15 protein-coding genes and 1 pseudogene are annotated in these 18,479 nt (G+C 70.2%); 2 read left to right on the top strand and 14 right to left on the bottom strand.

Translation table 11 applies throughout. The features are described from left to right. Positions 1-58: 58 nt before the first annotated feature. Positions 59-864 (top strand): IS5 family transposase gene (locus CUT83_RS21270; protein WP_420882460.1). Its coding sequence is split into 2 segments (ribosomal slippage): positions 59-394 and positions 397-864, totalling 804 coding nucleotides; the frame shifts between segments, so codons are not numbered across the junction. A 27-nt stretch (positions 865-891) separates the two neighbouring features. On the opposite strand, the pseudogene CUT83_RS31630 reads toward CUT83_RS21270, so the two are convergent. The 13 genes and pseudogenes from CUT83_RS31630 to CUT83_RS21205 all read right to left on the bottom strand — a co-directional run. Further along, positions 892-1,002 (bottom strand): annotated as a pseudogene (locus CUT83_RS31630) (helix-turn-helix domain-containing protein); the annotation flags it as partial. Positions 1,003-1,025: 23 nt separating this feature from the next. Then, complete coding sequence (locus CUT83_RS21260) at positions 1,026-1,535, bottom strand: DUF6879 family protein (protein WP_101257424.1); 510 nt, start codon at positions 1,533-1,535, stop codon at positions 1,026-1,028. Then, positions 1,522-1,737, bottom strand: a complete 216-nt coding sequence (locus tag CUT83_RS21255) for a hypothetical protein (RefSeq protein ID WP_101257423.1) — start codon at positions 1,735-1,737, stop codon at positions 1,522-1,524. The genes CUT83_RS21260 and CUT83_RS21255 overlap by 14 nt, the downstream gene beginning before the upstream one ends. 224 nt (positions 1,738-1,961) lie before the next feature. Continuing rightward, complete coding sequence (locus tag CUT83_RS21250) at positions 1,962-3,890, bottom strand: TIGR03960 family B12-binding radical SAM protein (protein WP_101257422.1); 1,929 nt, start codon at positions 3,888-3,890, stop codon at positions 1,962-1,964. A gap of 204 nt (positions 3,891-4,094) precedes the next feature. Continuing rightward, on the bottom strand, positions 4,095-5,288 hold the full coding sequence (gene rodA, locus CUT83_RS21245; RefSeq protein ID WP_101257421.1) for a rod shape-determining protein RodA: 1,194 nt from the start codon (positions 5,286-5,288) through the stop codon (positions 4,095-4,097). After that, positions 5,285-7,399: a penicillin-binding protein 2 gene (gene mrdA, locus CUT83_RS21240; RefSeq protein WP_101257420.1), complete on the bottom strand. Its 2,115-nt coding sequence runs from the start codon at positions 7,397-7,399 to the stop codon at positions 5,285-5,287. The genes rodA and mrdA overlap by 4 nt, the downstream gene beginning before the upstream one ends. A gap of 67 nt (positions 7,400-7,466) precedes the next feature. Next, positions 7,467-8,168, bottom strand: a complete 702-nt coding sequence (gene mreD / locus CUT83_RS21235; RefSeq protein WP_101257419.1) for a rod shape-determining protein MreD — start codon at positions 8,166-8,168, stop codon at positions 7,467-7,469. A gap of 9 nt (positions 8,169-8,177) precedes the next feature. Then, positions 8,178-9,185, bottom strand: a complete 1,008-nt coding sequence (gene mreC, locus CUT83_RS21230) for a rod shape-determining protein MreC (protein ID WP_101257418.1) — start codon at positions 9,183-9,185, stop codon at positions 8,178-8,180. A gap of 129 nt (positions 9,186-9,314) precedes the next feature. After that, positions 9,315-10,334, bottom strand: a complete 1,020-nt coding sequence (locus CUT83_RS21225; protein WP_093849232.1) for a rod shape-determining protein — start codon at positions 10,332-10,334, stop codon at positions 9,315-9,317. Between the two features lie 284 nt (positions 10,335-10,618). Next, positions 10,619-11,032, bottom strand: a complete 414-nt coding sequence (ndk, locus tag CUT83_RS21220) for a nucleoside-diphosphate kinase (protein WP_101257417.1) — start codon at positions 11,030-11,032, stop codon at positions 10,619-10,621. 107 nt (positions 11,033-11,139) lie between these two features. Further along, the gene (locus CUT83_RS21215) at positions 11,140-11,481 is read right to left on the bottom strand and encodes a DUF4233 domain-containing protein (RefSeq protein ID WP_101257416.1); all 342 of its coding nucleotides are present in this window, start codon (positions 11,479-11,481) and stop codon (positions 11,140-11,142) included. A gap of 6 nt (positions 11,482-11,487) precedes the next feature. After that, positions 11,488-13,047: a bifunctional tetrahydrofolate synthase/dihydrofolate synthase gene (gene folC, locus CUT83_RS21210; protein WP_101257415.1), complete on the bottom strand. Its 1,560-nt coding sequence runs from the start codon at positions 13,045-13,047 to the stop codon at positions 11,488-11,490. Positions 13,048-13,151: 104 nt separating this feature from the next. After that, positions 13,152-15,800, bottom strand: coding sequence for a valine--tRNA ligase (locus tag CUT83_RS21205; RefSeq protein ID WP_101257414.1), 2,649 nt, complete (start codon positions 15,798-15,800; stop codon positions 13,152-13,154). Between the two features lie 132 nt (positions 15,801-15,932). On the opposite strand from CUT83_RS21205, the gene CUT83_RS21200 reads away from it, so the two are divergent. Next, a complete protein-coding gene (locus CUT83_RS21200; protein ID WP_101257413.1) occupies positions 15,933-16,907 on the top strand; it encodes a hypothetical protein in 975 nt (324 codons plus the stop codon). Positions 16,908-17,014: 107 nt separating this feature from the next. Here CUT83_RS21200 and clpX read toward each other — a convergent pair whose 3' ends face one another. Then, entirely contained in the window at positions 17,015-18,310 is a 1,296-nt protein-coding gene (clpX, locus tag CUT83_RS21195; protein ID WP_101257412.1) for an ATP-dependent Clp protease ATP-binding subunit ClpX, read from the bottom strand. Positions 18,311-18,479: the final 169 nt, after the last annotated feature.

Raw genomic sequence — 18,479 nt, 5'->3', positions numbered from 1 at the left:
AGACCTTGTCTCACGTGGTGGGTTCGGTGCGGCATGATGGGTGGCTGTGAGTGTTGATCTGTCGCAGCGGTTGGTTCCCGACGGTTTGTGGGAGCTGGCAGCTCCGCTGCTGCCGAAGTTCACGTCCCGGCCGCAGGGCGGTGGGACCGCCCCGGTGGACGAGCGGGCCGCTTTCACCGCCGTGGTGTACGTGCTGACCAGCGGGTGTGCCTGGCGGCATCTGCCGGAGACCTTCGGCATCTCCCCGGCCACCGCGCACCGCCGGTTCACGCTCTGGACCGAGGCCGGGCTGTGGCGCCGGCTGCACCGGGCGGTGCTGGACGAACTCGGGGCCCGGGGCGAGGTGGACTGGGCCGCGGCGATCGTGGACGCGGCGAGTGTGCGGGCGAAAAAGGGGGCTCGCTGACCGGGCGCAATCCGGTCGACCGGGGCAAGAAGGGCAGCAAGCTCCACGTTCTGTCCGATGCCCAGGGCCTGCCGCTCGCCCTGGGCGTCTCGGGCGCGAACGTCCACGACAGCCAGGCGCTCCTGCCGCTGGTGGCGGGCATCCCCGCCGTCCGCTCCCGGCGCGGCCCGCGCAGACGCCGCCCCGGCAGGCTCCGCGCCGACAAGGCCTACCACTCCGCCGAGAAGCTGGCATGGCTGCGCGAGCGGGGCATCGTCCCGCGCATCGCCCGGCCCGGCATCGAGTCCGGCGAGCGCCTGGGCCGGCACCGCTGGAAGATCGAACGGTCGATCTCCTGGCTCTTCGGCTACCGGCGCCTCACCGTCCGGTACGAGCGCAAGGGCAGCCACTTCCTGGCCTTCCTCGGCCTCGCGGCCGCCCTGACCTGCTACAAGAAACTCGCCCAACTCACCACGTGAGACATGCTCCAAATCGACGTCCTGGACGGTGGGAAGAACCCTGCCGTTCTCGATTCTCGAGAGTTTCCCTGCGGACATGGAAGCCCTGCGGGCCACAGAATCACCGGTCAGTCCCGATGCGTCCCGCAGCGCCCGCAGGGTTTTCCCGATCGAGTCCGTGGTCAGTGGTGCCGCTCCCAGTAGGAAGCGAACGGCACGGCGTGGGTGAGTGCCGCGTCGCGGTAACCCCGGTACTCCATGAGTCGATCAGCGGGCAGCGGCTCACCACCGATGAACTTGCCTTCGGGCGTGTAGTGCATCCGGTACACGGCTCGGTCGTCGAAGAGCCAGAAGTCGTGATCGGGGAGGCCCGTCACTTCCCGCTCGGCAAGATCGATGATCCCGATGGATTCGCCCGCCTTGATGTTTCCGGGGTACGCGGCCAGTTCGTACCGGAGGTAGTCCGTCAGCGGAGAACGCAGGACGTGCACGCGCGACACGCTCTTGCCCTTGTCCGTCATCGAGCGCACCCACGGATTGTCGTCCCAGTCCGGCCCCATGTCCTCGCCCGCGAGGAACCTCTCGATCTCTTCGCGCTCCTCGTCGACGTCGTAGACCGCGAGAGTCTCCAACCGGAAGGCCGTGCGCTCGAAGGTCTCGAAGAGACGGCCGAACTCATCACCCTCGAGCACCGAAATACTCCTCAAGAACCGCAGCCGGGATCGTGACGGCAGTCTCTCCCTCGGGCAGATCGAGCTGCGCCAGCCGCTCAGGGTCCGTGATCACGTACCCCTGTACCACGTAGTTTCCGCCATCGTCCGTACTCCACAGCGTCGGACACGTGCCGTTCTTGCAGTTCGGGTCTCCCGACAACTTCCGCAGCGGTGCGCCCACAGCCTCCCCCTCACATCGACAGCCGGTGTCCCGAGTGATGCTTCCGACCTTCGGGCAGCGGGGTCAAGATCCCTGGCTTTCCAGAACGGGAAAGCCTCTCGTCCGTGCTGGAACCGCACCCCACGACGAGTGGCATGCGGCCAGTGTGTCAGCGCGCCCCGCCCCCGGCCAGTGGTGACCACTGGCCGGGGGCGGGGCGCGGTGCCCGCGCGGCGGGCGGCGGGCTACTTGTTGACGACCGTCAGCGGCAGCAGCTTCTTGCCCGTCGGGCCGATCTGGATGGAGGTGTCCATCGCCGGGCACACGCCGCAGTCGAAGCAGGGGGTCCAGCGGCAGTCCTCGACCTCGGTCTCGTCGAGGGCGTCCTGCCAGTCCTCCCACAGCCAGTCCTTGTCGAGACCGGAGTCGAGGTGGTCCCAGGGCAGGACCTCCTCGTAGGCGCGCTCGCGGGTGGTGTACCAGTCGACGTCCACGCCGTGGGGGGCCAGCGCGCGCTCGGCGCACTCCATCCACAGGTCGTAGGAGAAGTGCTCGCGCCAGCCGTCGAAGCGGCCGCCGGCCTCGTAGACGGCGCGGATGACGTCGCCGATGCGCCGGTCGCCGCGCGAGAGCAGGCCCTCGACGATGCCGGGCTTGCCGTCGTGGTAGCGGAAGCCGATGGAGCGGCCGTAGCGCTTGTCGCCGCGGATCCTCTCGCGCAGCTTCTCCAGACGGGCGTCGGTCTCCTCGGCCGACAGCTGCGGTGCCCACTGGAAGGGGGTGTGCGGCTTGGGCACGAAGCCGCCGATGGAGACGGTGCAGCGGATGTCGTTGGACCCGGAGACCTCGCGGCCCTTGGAGATGACCTTGGCGGCCATGTCGGCGATCTGGAGGACGTCGTCGTCGGTCTCGGTGGGCAGGCCGCACATGAAGTACAGCTTCACCTGGCGCCAGCCGTTGCCGTAGGCGGTGGCGACGGTGCGGATCAGGTCGTCCTCGGAGACCATCTTGTTGATGACCTTGCGGATGCGCTCGCTGCCGCCCTCGGGGGCGAAGGTCAGGCCCGAGCGGCGGCCGTTGCGGGTCAGCTCGTTGGCCAGGTCGATGTTGAAGGCGTCCACCCGGGTGGAGGGCAGCGACAGGCCGATCTTGTCGTCCTCGTAGCGGTCGGCCAGGCCCTTGGCCACGTCGCCGATCTCACTGTGGTCGGCCGAGGACAGCGACAGCAGGCCGACCTCCTCGAAGCCGGTGTTCTTCAGGCCCTTCTCCACCATCTCGCCGATGCCGGTGATGGAGCGCTCGCGCACCGGGCGGGTGATCATGCCGGCCTGGCAGAAGCGGCAGCCACGGGTGCAGCCGCGGAAGATCTCCACGCTCATCCGCTCGTGGACGGTCTCGGCCAGCGGCACCAGGGGCTGCTTGGGGTAGGGCCACTCGTCGAGGTCCATCACGGTGTGCTTGGACACCCGCCACGGGACGCCGGAGCGGTTGGGCACGACGCGGGCGATGCGGCCGTCGGGCAGGTACTCCACGTCGTAGAAGCCGGGGACGTACACGCCGCCGGTCTTCGCCAGGCGCAGCAGCAGCTCCTCGCGGCCTCCGGGGCGGCCCTCGGCCTTCCAGGCCCGGGTGATCTCGGTGATCTCCAGCACGGCCTGCTCGCCGTCGCCGATGACCGCGCAGTCGATGTAGTCGGCGATCGGCTCGGGGTTGAAGGCGGCGTGGCCGCCGGCGACGACCACCGGGTGGTCCACGCCTCGGTCCTTCGCCTCAAGCGGGATGCCGGCCAGGTCCAGGGCGGTGAGCAGGTTGGTGTAGCCCAGTTCGGTGGAGAAGGAGACGCCGAACAGGTCGAAGGCGCCGACCGGGCGGTGGGCGTCCACGGTGAACTGCGGGACCCGGTGCTCGCGCATGAGCTTCTCCAGGTCCGGCCAGACGCTGTAGGTGCGCTCGGCGAGCACGCCCTCGCGCTCGTTGAGGACCTCGTAGAGGATCATGACGCCCTGGTTGGGCAGGCCGACCTCGTAGGCGTCGGGGTACATCAGGGCCCAGCGGACATCGCAGGCGTCCCAGTCCTTGACGGTGGAGTTCAGCTCTCCGCCGACGTACTGGATCGGCTTCTGGACGTGCGGGAGGAGGGCCTCCAGGCGCGGGAAGACCGACTCGACAGGCATGGGTGGTGTCCTCGAATGCTGGGGGTTCGCTGGATTCGCTGGATTCGCTGGGTTCTCGGGTGACGGTCCGCGCGTTCCGGCGGACGGGAGTGACCATCCAGCGTAACGCCTGCGGGGACGGGCCCCGTGCCCGCGTACCGGCGAGGGCCGGTACGCGGGCGGGCCCGGTCCGCGGGCCCGGTCCGCGGGCCCGGGGTCCGGGGCTCAGGCGGAGACCGGGCGCTGCACCCGGATCGACTGGAGCAGCCCGATGGCGATCCAGACCGCGAACATCGAGGTGCCGCCGTAGCTGACGAAGGGCAGCGGCAGACCGGCGACCGGCATGATGCCCATGGTCATCCCGATGTTCTCGAAGGACTGGAAGGCGAACCAGGCGATGATCCCGGCGGCGACGATCGTGCCGTACAGCTCGGTCGTCTCCAGCGCGATGCGGCAGGCGCGCCACAGCACCACACCCACCAGGAGGATGATCAGGCCCGCGCCGAGGAAGCCCAGCTCCTCGCCCGCGACGGTGAAGACGAAGTCGGTCTGCTGCTCGGGGACGAACCGCCCGGTGGTCTGACTGCCCTCGAACAGTCCCTTGCCGTAGAGGCCGCCCGAGCCGATGGCGATCCGGGCCTGGTTGGTGTTGTATCCGGCGCCGGACGGGTCGAGCGCGGGGTTGGCGAAGGCCGCGAAGCGGTTGATCTGGTACTCGTCGAGCACGCCGAGCTGCCAGACCAGGACGGCGCCGATGCCGCCCGTGGCCAGCAGGCCGATGATCCAGCGGTTGGAGGCGCCTGAGGCCAGCAGCACTCCCAGCACGATCACGACCAGCACCATCACCGAGCCCATGTCGGGCATCAGCATGACGACCCCGATCGGCACGGCGGCCAGCGCAAGGGCCTGCACCACCGTGCGGTGGTCGGGGTGGAGCCGGTCGCCGGCGTCCACCTGGGCGGCGAGCAGCATCGCCATGCCCAGGATGATGGTGATCTTGGCGAACTCGGCGGGCTGGAGCGACAGGCCGGCGCCCAGGTCCAGCCAGGCGCGCTGGCCGTTGATCGTCGCGCCGAGGGGGGTGAGCACGAGCAGTGTGAGCAGCACCGACAGCCCGTACAGCACCGGGACCGCGCCGCGCAGCCTGCGGTGGCCGAGCCAGACGGTGCCCACGGACAGCGCCACGCCGATGGCGAGGCTGATCAGATGGCGCCACAGGAAGTGCTGGGGGTCGCCCTCGTTCAGCTCGGTGCGGTTGCGGGTGGCGGACCACACCAGCAGGGAGCCGATGACGGACAGCGCCACGCAGGCCAGCAGCAGGGTCCAGTCCAGGCGGCGCAGGACGGAGTCGCGGGCCGTCAGTCTGCTCCAGGCGGAGCGCTCCTGCCAGGGCCGCCCGGTGTAGGAGTGGGTACTCACGGCTTGAAGCCCTTCTGCCGCAGGGCCTCGATGGTGCCGTCCGGGTTGATCCGGGGAAGCTTCTTCCGCGGTTTGGGCAGCAGGGCCTTCTTCCTGTCGATCTTCCCGCCCTCGCCGACGCCGTACAGCGCGTCGTAGATCGCGCGCACCGCGGGGCCGGAGGCGCCGGAGCCGGTGCCGCCCTGGGAGATCGTCATGACGATCGTGTACTCGTCGGTGTAGGTCGCGAACCACGAGGTGGTCTGCTTGCCGTGGACCTCGGCCGTACCGGTCTTGGCGTGCATGGGGATCTCCTTCTGCGGCCAGCCGGTGTCGGCGAAGCGCCAGGCGGCGGTGCCGCGGGTGGCCACGCCCTCCAGCGCCTTGTCGGTCTGGCGCAGGGTCTTGGCGTCCATCGGCAGCCTGCCGCGCTTCTTCGGCTCGATCTCCTCGACGGTCCTGCCGTCGGGGCTGACGACGGCCTTGCCGACGGTGGGCTCGTACACGGTGCCGCCGTTGCTCAGCGCCGCGTAGATGGTGGCCATCTGAATGGGCGTCACCAGTGTGTCGCCCTGCCCGATGGAGTAGTTGACGCTGTCACCGGCGCGCAGCCTGTTGCCCTCCAGGCAGTTCTCGTACGCGATCTTCTCGACGTAGTCCCCGTCCTTCTTGCCGTACTTGCACCAGGCGTCCTTGTTGGCCTCCCAGTACTCCTGCTTCCACTTCCGGTCGGGCACGCGGCCGGTGACCTCGTTGGGCAGGTCGATCCCGGTGCGCTTGCCGAGGCCGAACTCGTGGGCCGTCCTGTAGAACCAGTCGTCGGGGTTCTTCTTGGGGTTGATGCCCCCGTCCTTCTTCCACTCCTGGTGGGCCAGGGCGTAGTAGACGGTGTCGCAGGAGACCTCCAGCGCGCGGCCGAGGTCGATCATGCCGTGGTTCTGGGACTCGAAGTTCTTGAAGACCTGGCCGCCGATGCTGTACGAGGAGGGGCAGTTGTAGCGCCCGTCGAACTCGTAGCCGGCCTTGACGGCCGCGGCGGTCGGGATCACCTTGAAGATCGATCCGGGCGCGGCCTGTCCCTGGATGGCCCGGTTGAGCAGCGGGTAGTTGGACTTCTTGCCGGTGAGCTTTGCGTAGTCCTTGGCGGAGATGCCGCCGACCCAGGCGTTGGGGTCGTAGTCCGGCGCGGAGGCCATCGCCACGATCCGGCCCGTCTTCGACTCCATCACCACGACCGCGCCCGCGTCCGCCTCGTAGTTGCGGTTGGTGTTGCGGTCGTGCTGCTTGCGCGCCTCCTTCATCGCCTTGACCAGTTCCTTCTCGGCGATGGCCTGGACACGTGCGTCGATGCTGGTGACCAGGGAGGAGCCGGGCTCGCCCTTGTCGTTCTCCGCCTCGCCGATGACGCGGCCGAGGTTGTCCACCTTGTAGCGCGTCACGCCCGCGTCGCCGCGCAGCGCCGCGTCGTACTGGCGCTCCAGGCCGGAGCGGCCGATCTGGTCGGAGCTGAGCAGCGGGGAGCCGGTGTCCTTGGTCTGCGCGATCTCCTCGTCGGTGACGGGCGAGAGGTAGCCCAGGACCTGGGAGGTCCGCGCGCCGTACGGGGCCGGGTAGCGGCGGACGGCGACGGGTTCGGCGGTGATGCCGGGGAAGTCCTCCTGGCGTTCGCGGATCTGGAGGGCCTGCTGCGTGGTGGCCTCGTCGGTCACCGGGATCGGCTGGTAGGGGGAGCCGTTCCAGCAGGGCTGCGGGGTCTCGGCGTCGCACAGGCGGGTCTTGTCGGAGACCTCCTTGTACGTCATGCCGAGGACATCGGCGAGCCGGGTGAGGACGGCCTTGCCGCCGTCGTCCATCTTCATCAGCTCGGTGCGGCTGGCGGAGACCACCAGCCGGGTCTCGTTGTCGGCCAGCGGCACACCGCGCGCGTCGAGGATGGCGCCGCGCACGGCGGGCTGGACGACCTGCTGCACATGGTTGCCGGCGGCCTTCTCGGCGTACTCCTCGCCGTTGCGGATCTGGAGGTACCACAGCCGCCCGCCGAGGGTGAGCATCAGGGAGAAGACCAGAATCTGGATGGCGACCAGCCGGATGGTGACCCGGGTGGTGCGCCCGGTCTCGGGAATGTTGCTCACTGCGTCTCCGTCGCAATCACAGTCGCCGCCGTCGTCACAGCCGCTGTCGCCGTCACAGTCACCGCCGTCACAGCCGCTTGACGCCCTTGATCCGCCCCGTTCCGCTCCTGGGGACCCGGGCCGTCAGGCCGCCGCGCCGGGCGGCGCCCGCCCGGCCGCCGAGGCGGCCGGTGCGGCCGCGCAGCCCGCCGAGCCCTCCGGAGCCGAGCAGCCCGCCGTAGGTGCGGGTGCCGTCACCGGCGCTGCCGGCCGTGTCGGCGAGCGGGTCGTGCGCGGTGCGGCGGGCCAGCGCCATGACCACCGGGACGGTGAAGGGCGCGAGCAGCAGGTCGTAGACGGTGGCCGTGGTCAGCAGCAGGCCCAGGCCCACGTGGCGGGCCGCGGTGTCGCCGACCAGCGCGCCGACGCCGGCGTAGAGCAGGGTGGAGGAGAGCGCGGCGCCGGCCACGACGAGCATCGGAACGGTGGCCGAGCGGTGCTGGCCGTTCTCCGGCCTGGTCAGGCCGGCGGCGTAGCCCACGACGCACAGCACCAGCGCGTAGCGGCCCACGGCGTGGTCGGCGGGCGGCGCGAGGTCGGCCAGCAGACCGGCCGCGAAGCCGACCAGGGCTCCGCCGGTGTGGCCGTACACCAGCGCCAGACCGAGGACGGTCAGCAGCAGCAGGTCGGGGACGGCGCCGGGCAGTTGGAGCCGGGCCAGCACACTGACCTGGACCACCAGGGCGACGACGACGAGCGCGATCGAGAGCAGGATCCGGTTGGGGTGCATCGTTATCGGTCAGCTCCTGGAAGGGCTGGGGGTGTCGCCCCCGGAGGGAGCGGCGTCCGCGGAGGGGCCGGTGCTCGCCGAGGGGCCGGTGGCGGATGACTCGGCGGCGGCCGAGGGGTCGGCGGTCACCGTGACCGTCGGGGCGGGCCGGTCCTTCGGCTTGGGCGGGAGGACCGCGTCACGCGGGTCGGTGCGCGGCGGCTTGACGACGACGCCGACGATGTCGAGCTTGGTGAAGCCGACGTACGGCCGCACCCGCACCGTCCGGGTGAGGCCGCCGCTGTGCGGATCGACCCGGATGACCTCGCCCACCGGCACGCCGGGCACGAACGGCCGGTCGTTGCTGGAGCCGAAGGTGACCAGGCGGTCGCCCTTCTTCACCCTGGCCTTGCTGTTGAGGAGCTGGACGGTCAGCGCGCTGTCGCCGCGGCCGCCCGCGAAGCCGAGTTCGCCGGTGCCCTCCATCCGGGTGCCGACGGTGAAGTCGGGGTCGTTGGCCAGGAGCACGGTGGAGGTGCTCGGTCCGACGGTGGTGACCCGGCCGACGAGTCCGTCGCCGTTTATCACGGTCATGTCGCGTCTGATGCCGTCGTCGCGGCCGACGTCGATGGTGACGGTCCAGGAGAAGCCCTGGGCGGCGCCGATCCCGACGACCTGGGCGGCCTTGATGCCGTACTGCCCGGCGCCCGCGGTCCTCAGCAGGTCGTCGAGCTGCCTGACCCGGGCGTTGTCGCGGTCGGAGGCGGCGAGCCTCTGCTTCAGTTCGGCGTTCTCCTGCTCCAGTACGCTGATCCGGTCATGGCGCTCGCCGGAGTCCCGTACGGCCGCGATGGCGTTGCCGACGGGGTCGACGGCGGTGGCGACACCGCTCTCCACCGGGCCCAGGACGGACGCGGTCACCTGCCGTGCCCCGTCCAGCGGCGACCGCTCACCGCCGCGGATGTCCACCGTGATCAGTGCGAACGCGATGGCGACCAGCAGAACGAGCAGCAGCCGGCTCTCTCGTGTATCCCTCACGTGCGACGGCCGTGCCTTCCCTTGTTGGACTTGTCTGACCGTGGTGCCGATCCGGTTTCCCGGGGCGCCCGCCGCCTTTGTCCCCCGTCCGGGCACGGGCGGCGCGGCGGGAGCCGCCCCGGCCCGGCGTCACCGCCGCGGCTGGGCGTCGAGCACCTGCTGGAGCGCCTCGAACTCCTCGACGCACTTGCCCGAGCCCAGCGCCACCGAGTCCAGCGGGTCCTCGGCGATGTGGATGGGCATGCCCGTCTCGCGCCGCAGCCGCTCGTCCAGGCCGCGCAGCAGGGCGCCGCCGCCGGTGAGGACGATGCCGCGGTCCATGATGTCGCCGGAGAGCTCGGGCGGGCACTTGTCGAGGGTGGTCTTGACCGCGTCCACGATGGAGTTGACGGGCTCCTCGATGGCCTTGCGGACCTCGGTGGCCGAGATGACCACGGTCTTGGGCAGTCCGCTGACCAGGTCCCGGCCGCGGATCTCGGTGTGCTCGTCGTCCTCCATGTCGTACGCCGAGCCAATCGTGATCTTGATGCTCTCGGCCGTGCGCTCGCCCAGCAGAAGGCTGTACTCCTTCTTGATGTGCTGGATGATCGCGTTGTCCAGCTCGTCGCCCGCCACCCGGATGGACTGCGCGGTGACGATCCCGCCCAGGGAGATCACGGCCACCTCGGTGGTGCCGCCGCCGATGTCGACCACCATGTTGCCCGTCGCCTCGTGGACCGGCAGCCCCGAGCCGATGGCGGCCGCCATCGGCTCCTCGATGATGTGCACCTGGCGGGCGCCGGCCTGGGTGGATGCCTCGATGACCGCGCGTCGCTCGACACCGGTGATACCGGAGGGGACGCACACGACCACCCGGGGGCGCGCGAGGTAGCGTCGCTTGTGGATCTTGAGGATGAAGTAGCGGAGCATCCGCTCGGTGATCTCGAAGTCCGCGATCACCCCGTCCTTGAGGGGACGGACCGCCACGATGTTGCCCGGGGTGCGGCCGATCATCTTCTTCGCCTCGGCGCCGACCGCGAGGATTCCGCCGGTGTTGGTGTTGATGGCGACGACCGATGGCTCGTTGAGGACGATCCCGCGACCCCTGACGTACACCAGCGTGTTGGCGGTCCCGAGGTCGACAGCCATGTCACGGCCGATGAACGACATGTTGTTCGCCATGAGGATACGTCAGGCCTTCCGACTGGAGCGATGTGAGGGGAGGACGACAGCGTGCGCTGCGGGGCCCGGAGAAGTTTCCATCGTAGTCGCGCTCCTTCGAACGCGGTGAGAGGGTTCCTCCTCCGTCATTGTCGGCGGAACGCGGTTCATCCCCGTATGTGGTGACGTCGCGTCCGGGTGATTCGTTCCCCCGAGTGGAGGGCGAATTCACCTGGGGCGATCGAATTCCATCGATCGCCCCAGGTCAAGAGGTTCGCACTTCTGATAGCCCGTCAGAGGTAGGAGGGGAAGAAGATCTTCAGCTCCCGTTCGGCGGACTCCTCGGAGTCCGAGGCGTGGACAAGGTTCTCACGCACGATCGTTCCGAAATCCCCTCGGATGGAGCCGGGCGCCGCGGCGATCGGGTCGGTCGGACCCGCCAGGGCGCGCACTCCCTCGATCACCCTCTCGCCCTCGACGACCATCGCCACGGACGGGCCGGAGGCCATGAACTCGAGCAGCGGCTCGTAGAACGGGCGGCCGACGTGCTCGGCGTAGTGCCGCTCCAGGGTGGCGCGGTCCAGCGTGCGCAGCTCCATCGCGCTGATCGTCCAGTCGGCCTTGCGTTCGATGCGCCCGACGATCTCGCCGATCAGGCCCCGCCTGACCGCGTCGGGCTTGAGGAGGACGAGGGTGCGCTGGCTCATGGTCGGCTGCTCCTTGGGACTTTCACGTGAGGTACGGGCTTTCACAAGTGCTCAGAGGCTACAGGGAGCCCTCCCACGCTCCGTCGGCACCCGTCGCGCGGTGCAGGTCAGGCGGCGCCGGCTTCTGCGGCCCTCCGGGCCTTCGCCTCGTCGATCACCCGGCCGAAGTGGATGGACGCCCACCACAGCCCGGCGAAGACGGCGCCGAGGAAGAACATCGCCGGGACGGCGAAACCGGAGACGATCAGGCCGATCTGCAGCGCCCAGCCGAGCTGGATCGCGCCGGGCCGGCCGAGCATCCCGCACAGCAGCAGACACAGCGCCATCGCCGTACCGCCGACGGCCCACACCGTCCCCGCGGGCAGCTCTCCCAGCCGCATCGCCACCAGGGAGGCGAAGCCGATGACGAGGAACTCGCCGACGAGCGTGGACGCGCAGAGCGTACGCACCGTGTGTCACCTGTCCTTTCCGAGCAGCAGCCGGGCCTCGCCGACGGTGAAGACCGAGCCGGTGACCAGTACGCCCGCGCCGGCGTACTCGCCCTCCTCCTCGGCCAGGGTGATGGCCGCCTCCAGCGCGTCGTCCAGCCGGGGCTCGACCTGGATCCGCTCCTCGCCGAAGACCTCCACGGCCAGCGCGGCGAGCTCGTCCACGTCCATGGCGCGGGGGGTGGAGTTGCGGGTGAGCACGACCTCGGCGAAGACCGGCTCGAACGCCTCCAGCAGCCCCTTGACGTCCTTCTCGGCGCTGGGGGCGACCACACCGACCAGACGGCTGAAGCCGAACGCCTCGGTGACCGCGGCGGCCGTCGCCTGGGCGCCCGCGGGGTTGTGCGCGGCGTCCAGCACCACCGTGGGGCTGCGGCGCACCACCTCCAGCCGTCCGGGGGAGGCCACGGCAGCGAAGGCCGTGCGCACGGCGTCGATGTCCAGGGTGCGGGCGTGCCGGGAGCCGATGCCGAAGAACGCCTCGACGGCCGCCAGCGCCACGGCGGCGTTGTGCGCCATGTGGGCGCCGTGCAGCGGCAGGAAGACCTCCGGGTACTCCCCGCCCAGACCGCGCAGCGTCAGCAGCTGCCCGCCGACGGCGACCTCACGGGAGACGACGCCGAACTCCAGACCCTCGCGGGCGACGGTGGCGTCCGTCTCCGCGGCCCTGCGCAGTACGACCGAGGCGGCCTCGACCGGCTGCTGGGCCAGCACGACGGTGGCGTCCCGCTTGACGATGCCGGACTTCTCCGCGGCGATCTTCTCGGGTGTGTCGCCCAGCCGGTCGGTGTGGTCCAGGGCGATCGGGGTGACGACGGCGACGGACGCGTCGATCACGTTGGTGGCGTCCCAGCTCCCGCCCATGCCGACCTCGACGACCGCCACGTCCACCGGCGCGTCGGCGAAGGCCGCGTACGCCATGCCCGTCATGACCTCGAAGAACGACAGCCGGTGCTCCTGGGAGGCGTCCACCATCTCCACGTACGGCCGCAGGTCCTCGTACGTCTCGATGAACCGCTCGGCGGAGATCGGCGCGCCGTCCAGGCTGATCCGCTCGGTCATCGCCTGCACGTGCGGGCTGCTGTAGCGGCCGGTGCGCAGGTCGAAGGCGCCCAGCAGCGCCTCGATCATCCGGGCCGTGGTGGTCTTGCCGTTGGTGCCGGTGATGTGGATGGAGGGGTAGGAGCGCTGCGGCTCGCCGAGTACGTCCATCAGCGCGACGATCCGCGTCAGGGACGGCTCCAGCCTCGTCTCGGGCCACCGCCCCACCAGCTCGGCCTCCACCGCCCGCAGCGCCCGGTCCAGCTCCGGATCCTCCGGCCGGGTCGGCAGCTCGCCGCCCCCGGTCGGACCGGCCTGGGTGCGCAGGGTGCGGCTGCCGGCCTCGATCACGGCGAGATCGGGGTCGCGGTCGGTCTCGGCGTCGATGATCTCGTCGAACCGCTCCAGGGGATCGCCGTGCTCCCCCTCCTGACCGGAGGCGTCGCCGGGGCCTTCGTGCGGGTCGTGCGGGGGCTGCTCACTCACCGTTTCAGTGTACGGAGACGGCGGTGGCCGCCGCGCCCGGCCCGGGCGCGGCGGCCACCGCCGCTCTCTCGTCGTACTTGTCGTTCTACCCGCCCGCGGGCTTTCTACCCCTGCGGCAGTGCCTCCAGCTGGGCGGAGATCCGGGCGATGTCCGCCTCGGCCTGCTCCCTGCGGGTGCGGATCTTGTCGACCACGTGGTCGGGGGCCTTGGCCAGGAAGCCCTCGTTGCCGAGCTTGGCCGTGGTCTGCGCCAGCTCCTTCTCGGCCGCCGCCAGATCCTTGGCCAGACGCTTGCGCTCGGCGGCGAAGTCGATCGCGCCGGACAGGTCCAGCTCCACCTTCGCGCCCGCCACCGGCAGGGACGCGGTGGTCCGGAACTCCTCGCCGGCCGGCTGCAGGCGCAGCAGGGAGCGGATGGCCGCCTCGTGGACCGCCAGCGCCGTCCCGTCCAGGGTGAGACGGGCCGGGACGCGCTGGCCGGGCTGGAGGCCCTGGTCGGCGCGGAAGCGGCGGACCTCGGTGATCACCTGCTGGAGCGTGGCGATCTCCCGCTCGGCCGCGGTGTCGCGGAAGCCGGAGTCGGAGGGCCAGTCGGCGATCACCACGGACTCCCCGCCCGTCAGCGTCGTCCACAGCGTCTCGGTGACGAACGGCATCACCGGGTGGAGCAGCCGCAGCGTGACATCCAGGACCTCGCCCAGGACGCGGGCGGAGGCCCGGGCCGCGTCACCGCCCGCGGCGAAGGTGGTCTTGGACAGCTCGACGTACCAGTCGAAGACCTCGTCCCACGCGAAGTGGTAGAGCAGGTCGGAGAGCTTGGCGAACTGGTAGTCGTCGTAGTGGGCGTCCACCTCGGCCACGACCGTGTTCAGCCGGGAGAGGATCCAGCGGTCGGTCGCCGACAACTCCTCGGGCGCGGGCAGGTCGCCCTCGACCGTGGCGCCGTTCATCAGCGCGAAGCGGGTGGCGTTCCACACCTTGTTGGCGAAGTTGCGGGAGGCCTGGACCCAGTCCTCGCCGATGGGGACGTCGACACCGGGGTTGGCGCCGCGCGCGAGGGTGAAGCGCAGCGCGTCGGAGCCGTAGGTGTCCATCCAGTCCAGCGGGTTGACCGCGTTGCCGAAGGACTTCGACATCTTCTTGCCGAACTGGTCGCGGACCATGCCGTGCAGCACGAGCTGGCGGAACGGCGGGGTGCCGTCCATCGCGTAGAGGCCGAACATCATCATCCGGGCGACCCAGAAGAAGAGGATGTCGTAGCCGGTGACCAGCGCGGAGTTCGGATAGAACTTCTCCAGGCTCTCGGTCTTCTCCGGCCACCCGAGGGTGGAGAAGGGCCACAGGCCGGAGGAGAACCAGGTGTCCAGCACATCGCTGTCCTGGTGCCAGCCCTCGCCGCTCGGGGGCTCCTCGTCCGGGCCGACGCAGACGGTCTCGCCGTTCGGGCCGTACCAGACCGGGATGCGGTGGCCCCACCACAGCTGGCGGGAGATGCACCAGTCGTGGAGGTTGTCGACCCAGCCGAAGTAGCGGGACTCCATCTCCCTGGGGTGGATGGCGACCCGCCCGTCGCGGACCGCGTCGCCGGCGGCCTGCGCCAGCGGACCGACCTTCACCCACCACTGCATCGACAGCCGCGGCTCGATGGTCGTCTTGCAGCGCGAGCAGTGGCCGACGGAGTGGACGTAGGGGCGCTTCTCGGCGACGATGCGTCCCTCGGCGCGCAGCGCGCCGACGACCGCCGAACGCGCCTCCAGCCGGTCCAGGCCCTGGAACGGGCCGTGGGCGGTGATGACCGCGTGCTCGTCCATGACCGTGATGCTCGGCAGGTCGTGGCGGCGGCCGATCTCGAAGTCGTTCGGGTCGTGCGCCGGGGTGACCTTGACGGCGCCCGTGCCGAACTCCGGGTCCACGTGCTCGTCGGCGACGACCGGGATGCGCCGGCCGGTGAGCGGCAGTTCGATCTCGGTGCCGACGAGGTGGGCGTAGCGCTCGTCGTCGGGGTGGACGGCCACGGCGGTGTCGCCGAGCATCGTCTCGGCGCGGGTGGTGGCCACGACGATGGAGCTGTCGCCCTCGCCGTATCGGATCGAGACCAGCTCGCCGTCCTGGTCGGCGTACTCCACCTCGATGTCGGAGATGGCCGTCAGACAGCGCGGGCACCAGTTGATGATCCGCTCGGCGCGGTAGATCAGCTCGTCGTCGTAGAGCCGCTTGAAGATCGTCTGGACGGCGCGGGAGAGCCCCTCGTCCATGGTGAAGCGCTCACGCGACCAGGCGACGCCGTCGCCCAGTCGCCGCATCTGGCCGGAGATCTGGCCGCCGGACTCCGACTTCCACTGCCACACCCGCTCCACGAACGCCTCGCGGCCCAGGTCGTGGCGGGACTTGCCCTCCTTGGCCAGCTCTCGCTCGACGACGTTCTGGGTGGCGATGCCGGCGTGGTCCATGCCGGGCTGCCACAGCGTCTCGTGGCCCTGCATCCGCTTGCGGCGGGTGAGGGCGTCGATCAGCGTGTGCTCGAAGGCGTGGCCCAGGTGCAGGCTGCCGGTGACGTTGGGCGGCGGGATGACGACCGTGTACGGCGGCTTGTCGCTCCCCGCGTCCGCCTCGAAGTAACCGCGCTCTACCCAGCGCTCGTACAGCTTCTCCTCCACCTCGGCCGGGACGTACTGGGTCGGCAGGTCGGCATGGGCGCTGTTCGAAGGCTCCGCCCCCGCGGGGGTCGGGCTCTGCTGAGTGTTCTCGGTCACGACGGCCAGTGTACGGGCGGCCGTGCGGCGGGCTCGAACCGGTTTGGGGGTCCGGGTGACGGGGGAGCGCCGAGGTCCGCAAGGATGGGGGCGCTCATAGATGAACGTGTCCGATCAAGGGGGAGCCCCAGCGTGAGTCACAACCAGCCGCCGCCGCAGCCCGGTCCGTACGGCCAGCAGCCGCAACCGCCGTACGGCGGCGGCCCTCAGCCGGGGTACGGCTACCCGCAGCAGCCGGGTATGCCGCCGCAGGGGCAGCCGGGGTACGGGTACCCGCAGCAGCCCGGTCAGCCCGGTCAGCCCCAGCCGGGCTTCCCCCAGCAGGGCGGCTGGGGACAGCCGGGTTACCCGCAGCAGCCCGGCGGCTACGTGCCCCCGCCCCCGCCGGGCGGCGGCGGCAAGGGCAAGACGATCGGCGCCCTGGTGGCCGTCCTCGCGGTCGTCGGCCTGGCGGTGGGCGGCTACTTCGTCTTCTCCGGCGACGGCGGCGGCGACATCGCCGACGACGGCAAGCGGTACAAGCTCGTGCTCCCCGCGACGGTGGCCGGCGAGTACAGGAAGACACCGTCCGGCGATCCGGACGGGTTCGACTCGGACGACCTCAAGGAACTGGAGAAGGTTGGCGTCTCCAACGCCGAGGAAGTCAACGCCGAGTACTTCACCGGCGACGTCGACGATCCCAGCCCCACCACCGGTATGGCCCTGTCCTTCAACGGGGTGTGGGGCGAGGTGAAGAACCCGGAAGCAGCCGTCGACGCGCTGTTCGCGACCCTCTCCGAGGGCGCCGACGAGGATTCCTCCGAGGAGGGGGACGCGGAGGTCACACTGATCGGCGAGCCGGAGGAGGTATCCCCCGAAGGGCTGGAGAACGCTGTGATGAAGTGCCAGGAAGCCGAGTTCACCAGTGCTTCTGCTTCCTCCGCCGGGCTGGGAAGCGGCAAGAGGGCGACCATCCCCTTCTGCGTCTGGGCCGACTACAGCACCGTCGGCGCGGTGTCCCTGGCCGACATCTCGGCGTTCCTCAGCGGCAAGGGCGGGGCGCCGATCGGCGATGCCGCCGACTTGGCCGCGGAACTGCACAGCAAGGCGCGCGTCGAGATCGAGTGACACCCGCACGGCGCGTCCGACGTGGACATGCGGCTGGGGCCGCCCGGATTCCCTCCGGGCGGCCCCAGCCGCATGTCCACGTGCCGCGCGTCCGCGCGGCGCGCCGCTCAGGCGCTCTTCTCGCGCGGCCCCTGCCCCTGGTCGCGCTCACCGCGGGAGCGGGGCACCAGGGTGGGGTTGACGTTGGAGTGGACGACGTCCTCGGTGATCACCACACGCGCCACGTCCTTGCGCGAGGGCACCTCGTACATCACCGACATCAGGACCTCCTCCATGATCGCGCGCAGACCGCGCGCCCCGGTCCCGCGCAGGATCGCCTGGTCGGCGATGGCCTCCAGCGCCGGGCGGTCGAAGTCCAGCTCCACACCGTCGAGCTCGAAGAGCCGCTGGTACTGCTTGACCAGCGCGTTGCGCGGCTCGACCAGGATCTTCAGCAGGGCCTCGCGGTCGAGGTTGTGGACGGAGGTGATCACCGGCAGACGGCCGATGAACTCCGGGATCATGCCGAACTTGACCAGGTCCTCGGGCATGACGTCCTCGAACTGGTTGCTGGCCTCGATCTCGCGCTTGGAGCGGATCGTGGCGCCGAAACCGATGCCCTTGGCTCCCGCCCGGGACTCGATGATCTTCTCCAGCCCGGCGAAGGCACCACCCACGATGAACAGCACGTTCGTGGTGTCGATCTGGATGAACTCCTGGTGGGGGTGTTTGCGCCCGCCCTGCGGCGGCACGGAGGCGGTGGTGCCCTCCAGGATCTTCAGCAGCGCCTGCTGCACGCCCTCGCCGGAGACGTCGCGGGTGATCGACGGGTTCTCACTCTTGCGGGCGACCTTGTCGATCTCGTCGATGTAGATGATCCCGGTCTCGGCCTTCTTCACGTCGTAGTCGGCGGCCTGGATCAGCTTCAGCAGGATGTTCTCGACGTCCTCGCCCACGTAGCCGGCCTCGGTCAGGGCGGTGGCGTCGGCGATGGCGAAGGGGACGTTCAGCATCCGGGCGAGGGTCTGCGCCAGCAGTGTCTTGCCGGAGCCGGTGGGGCCCAGCAGGAGGATGTTGGACTTGGCCAGCTCGATGCCGTCGTCACGGCCCTGCGAACCGCCGTTCTCACCGGCCTGCACCCGCTTGTAGTGGTTGTAGACGGCGACGGAGAGGGCCTTCTTGGCGGCCTCCTGGCCGACGACGTACCCCTCGAGGAACTCGTAGATCTCACGCGGCTTGGGCAGTTCGTCCCAGCGCATCTCGGAGGTGTCGGCGAGCTCTTCCTCGATGATCTCGTTGCAGAGGTCGATGCACTCGTCGCAGATGTAGACGCCCGGCCCCGCGATGAGCTTCTTCACCTGCTTCTGGCTCTTGCCGCAGAACGAGCACTTGAGCAGATCGCCGCCGTCACCGATGCGTGCCACGAGGTGCTTCTCCTTCGCCTGGGATCCGTCGAGTTCCGCGAACCCGGGTGCTTGCTCTGGGCCTTGGCGGGGGCGGCCCCCGGACCCCCTATGACGGTACCTTGCCCGGCCCCCTGAATGGGCCCCCCTCGGACCGACTCGACCCGAGGGGGGCGGAAATGTTCGGGAG

Source organism: Streptomyces barkulensis, from assembly GCF_002843305.1.
Classification (GTDB): Bacteria; Actinomycetota; Actinomycetes; order Streptomycetales; family Streptomycetaceae; genus Streptomyces; species Streptomyces barkulensis.
The sequence above is the reverse complement of the archived record's forward strand: the minus strand, read 5'-3'. Positions and strand labels throughout refer to the sequence as shown.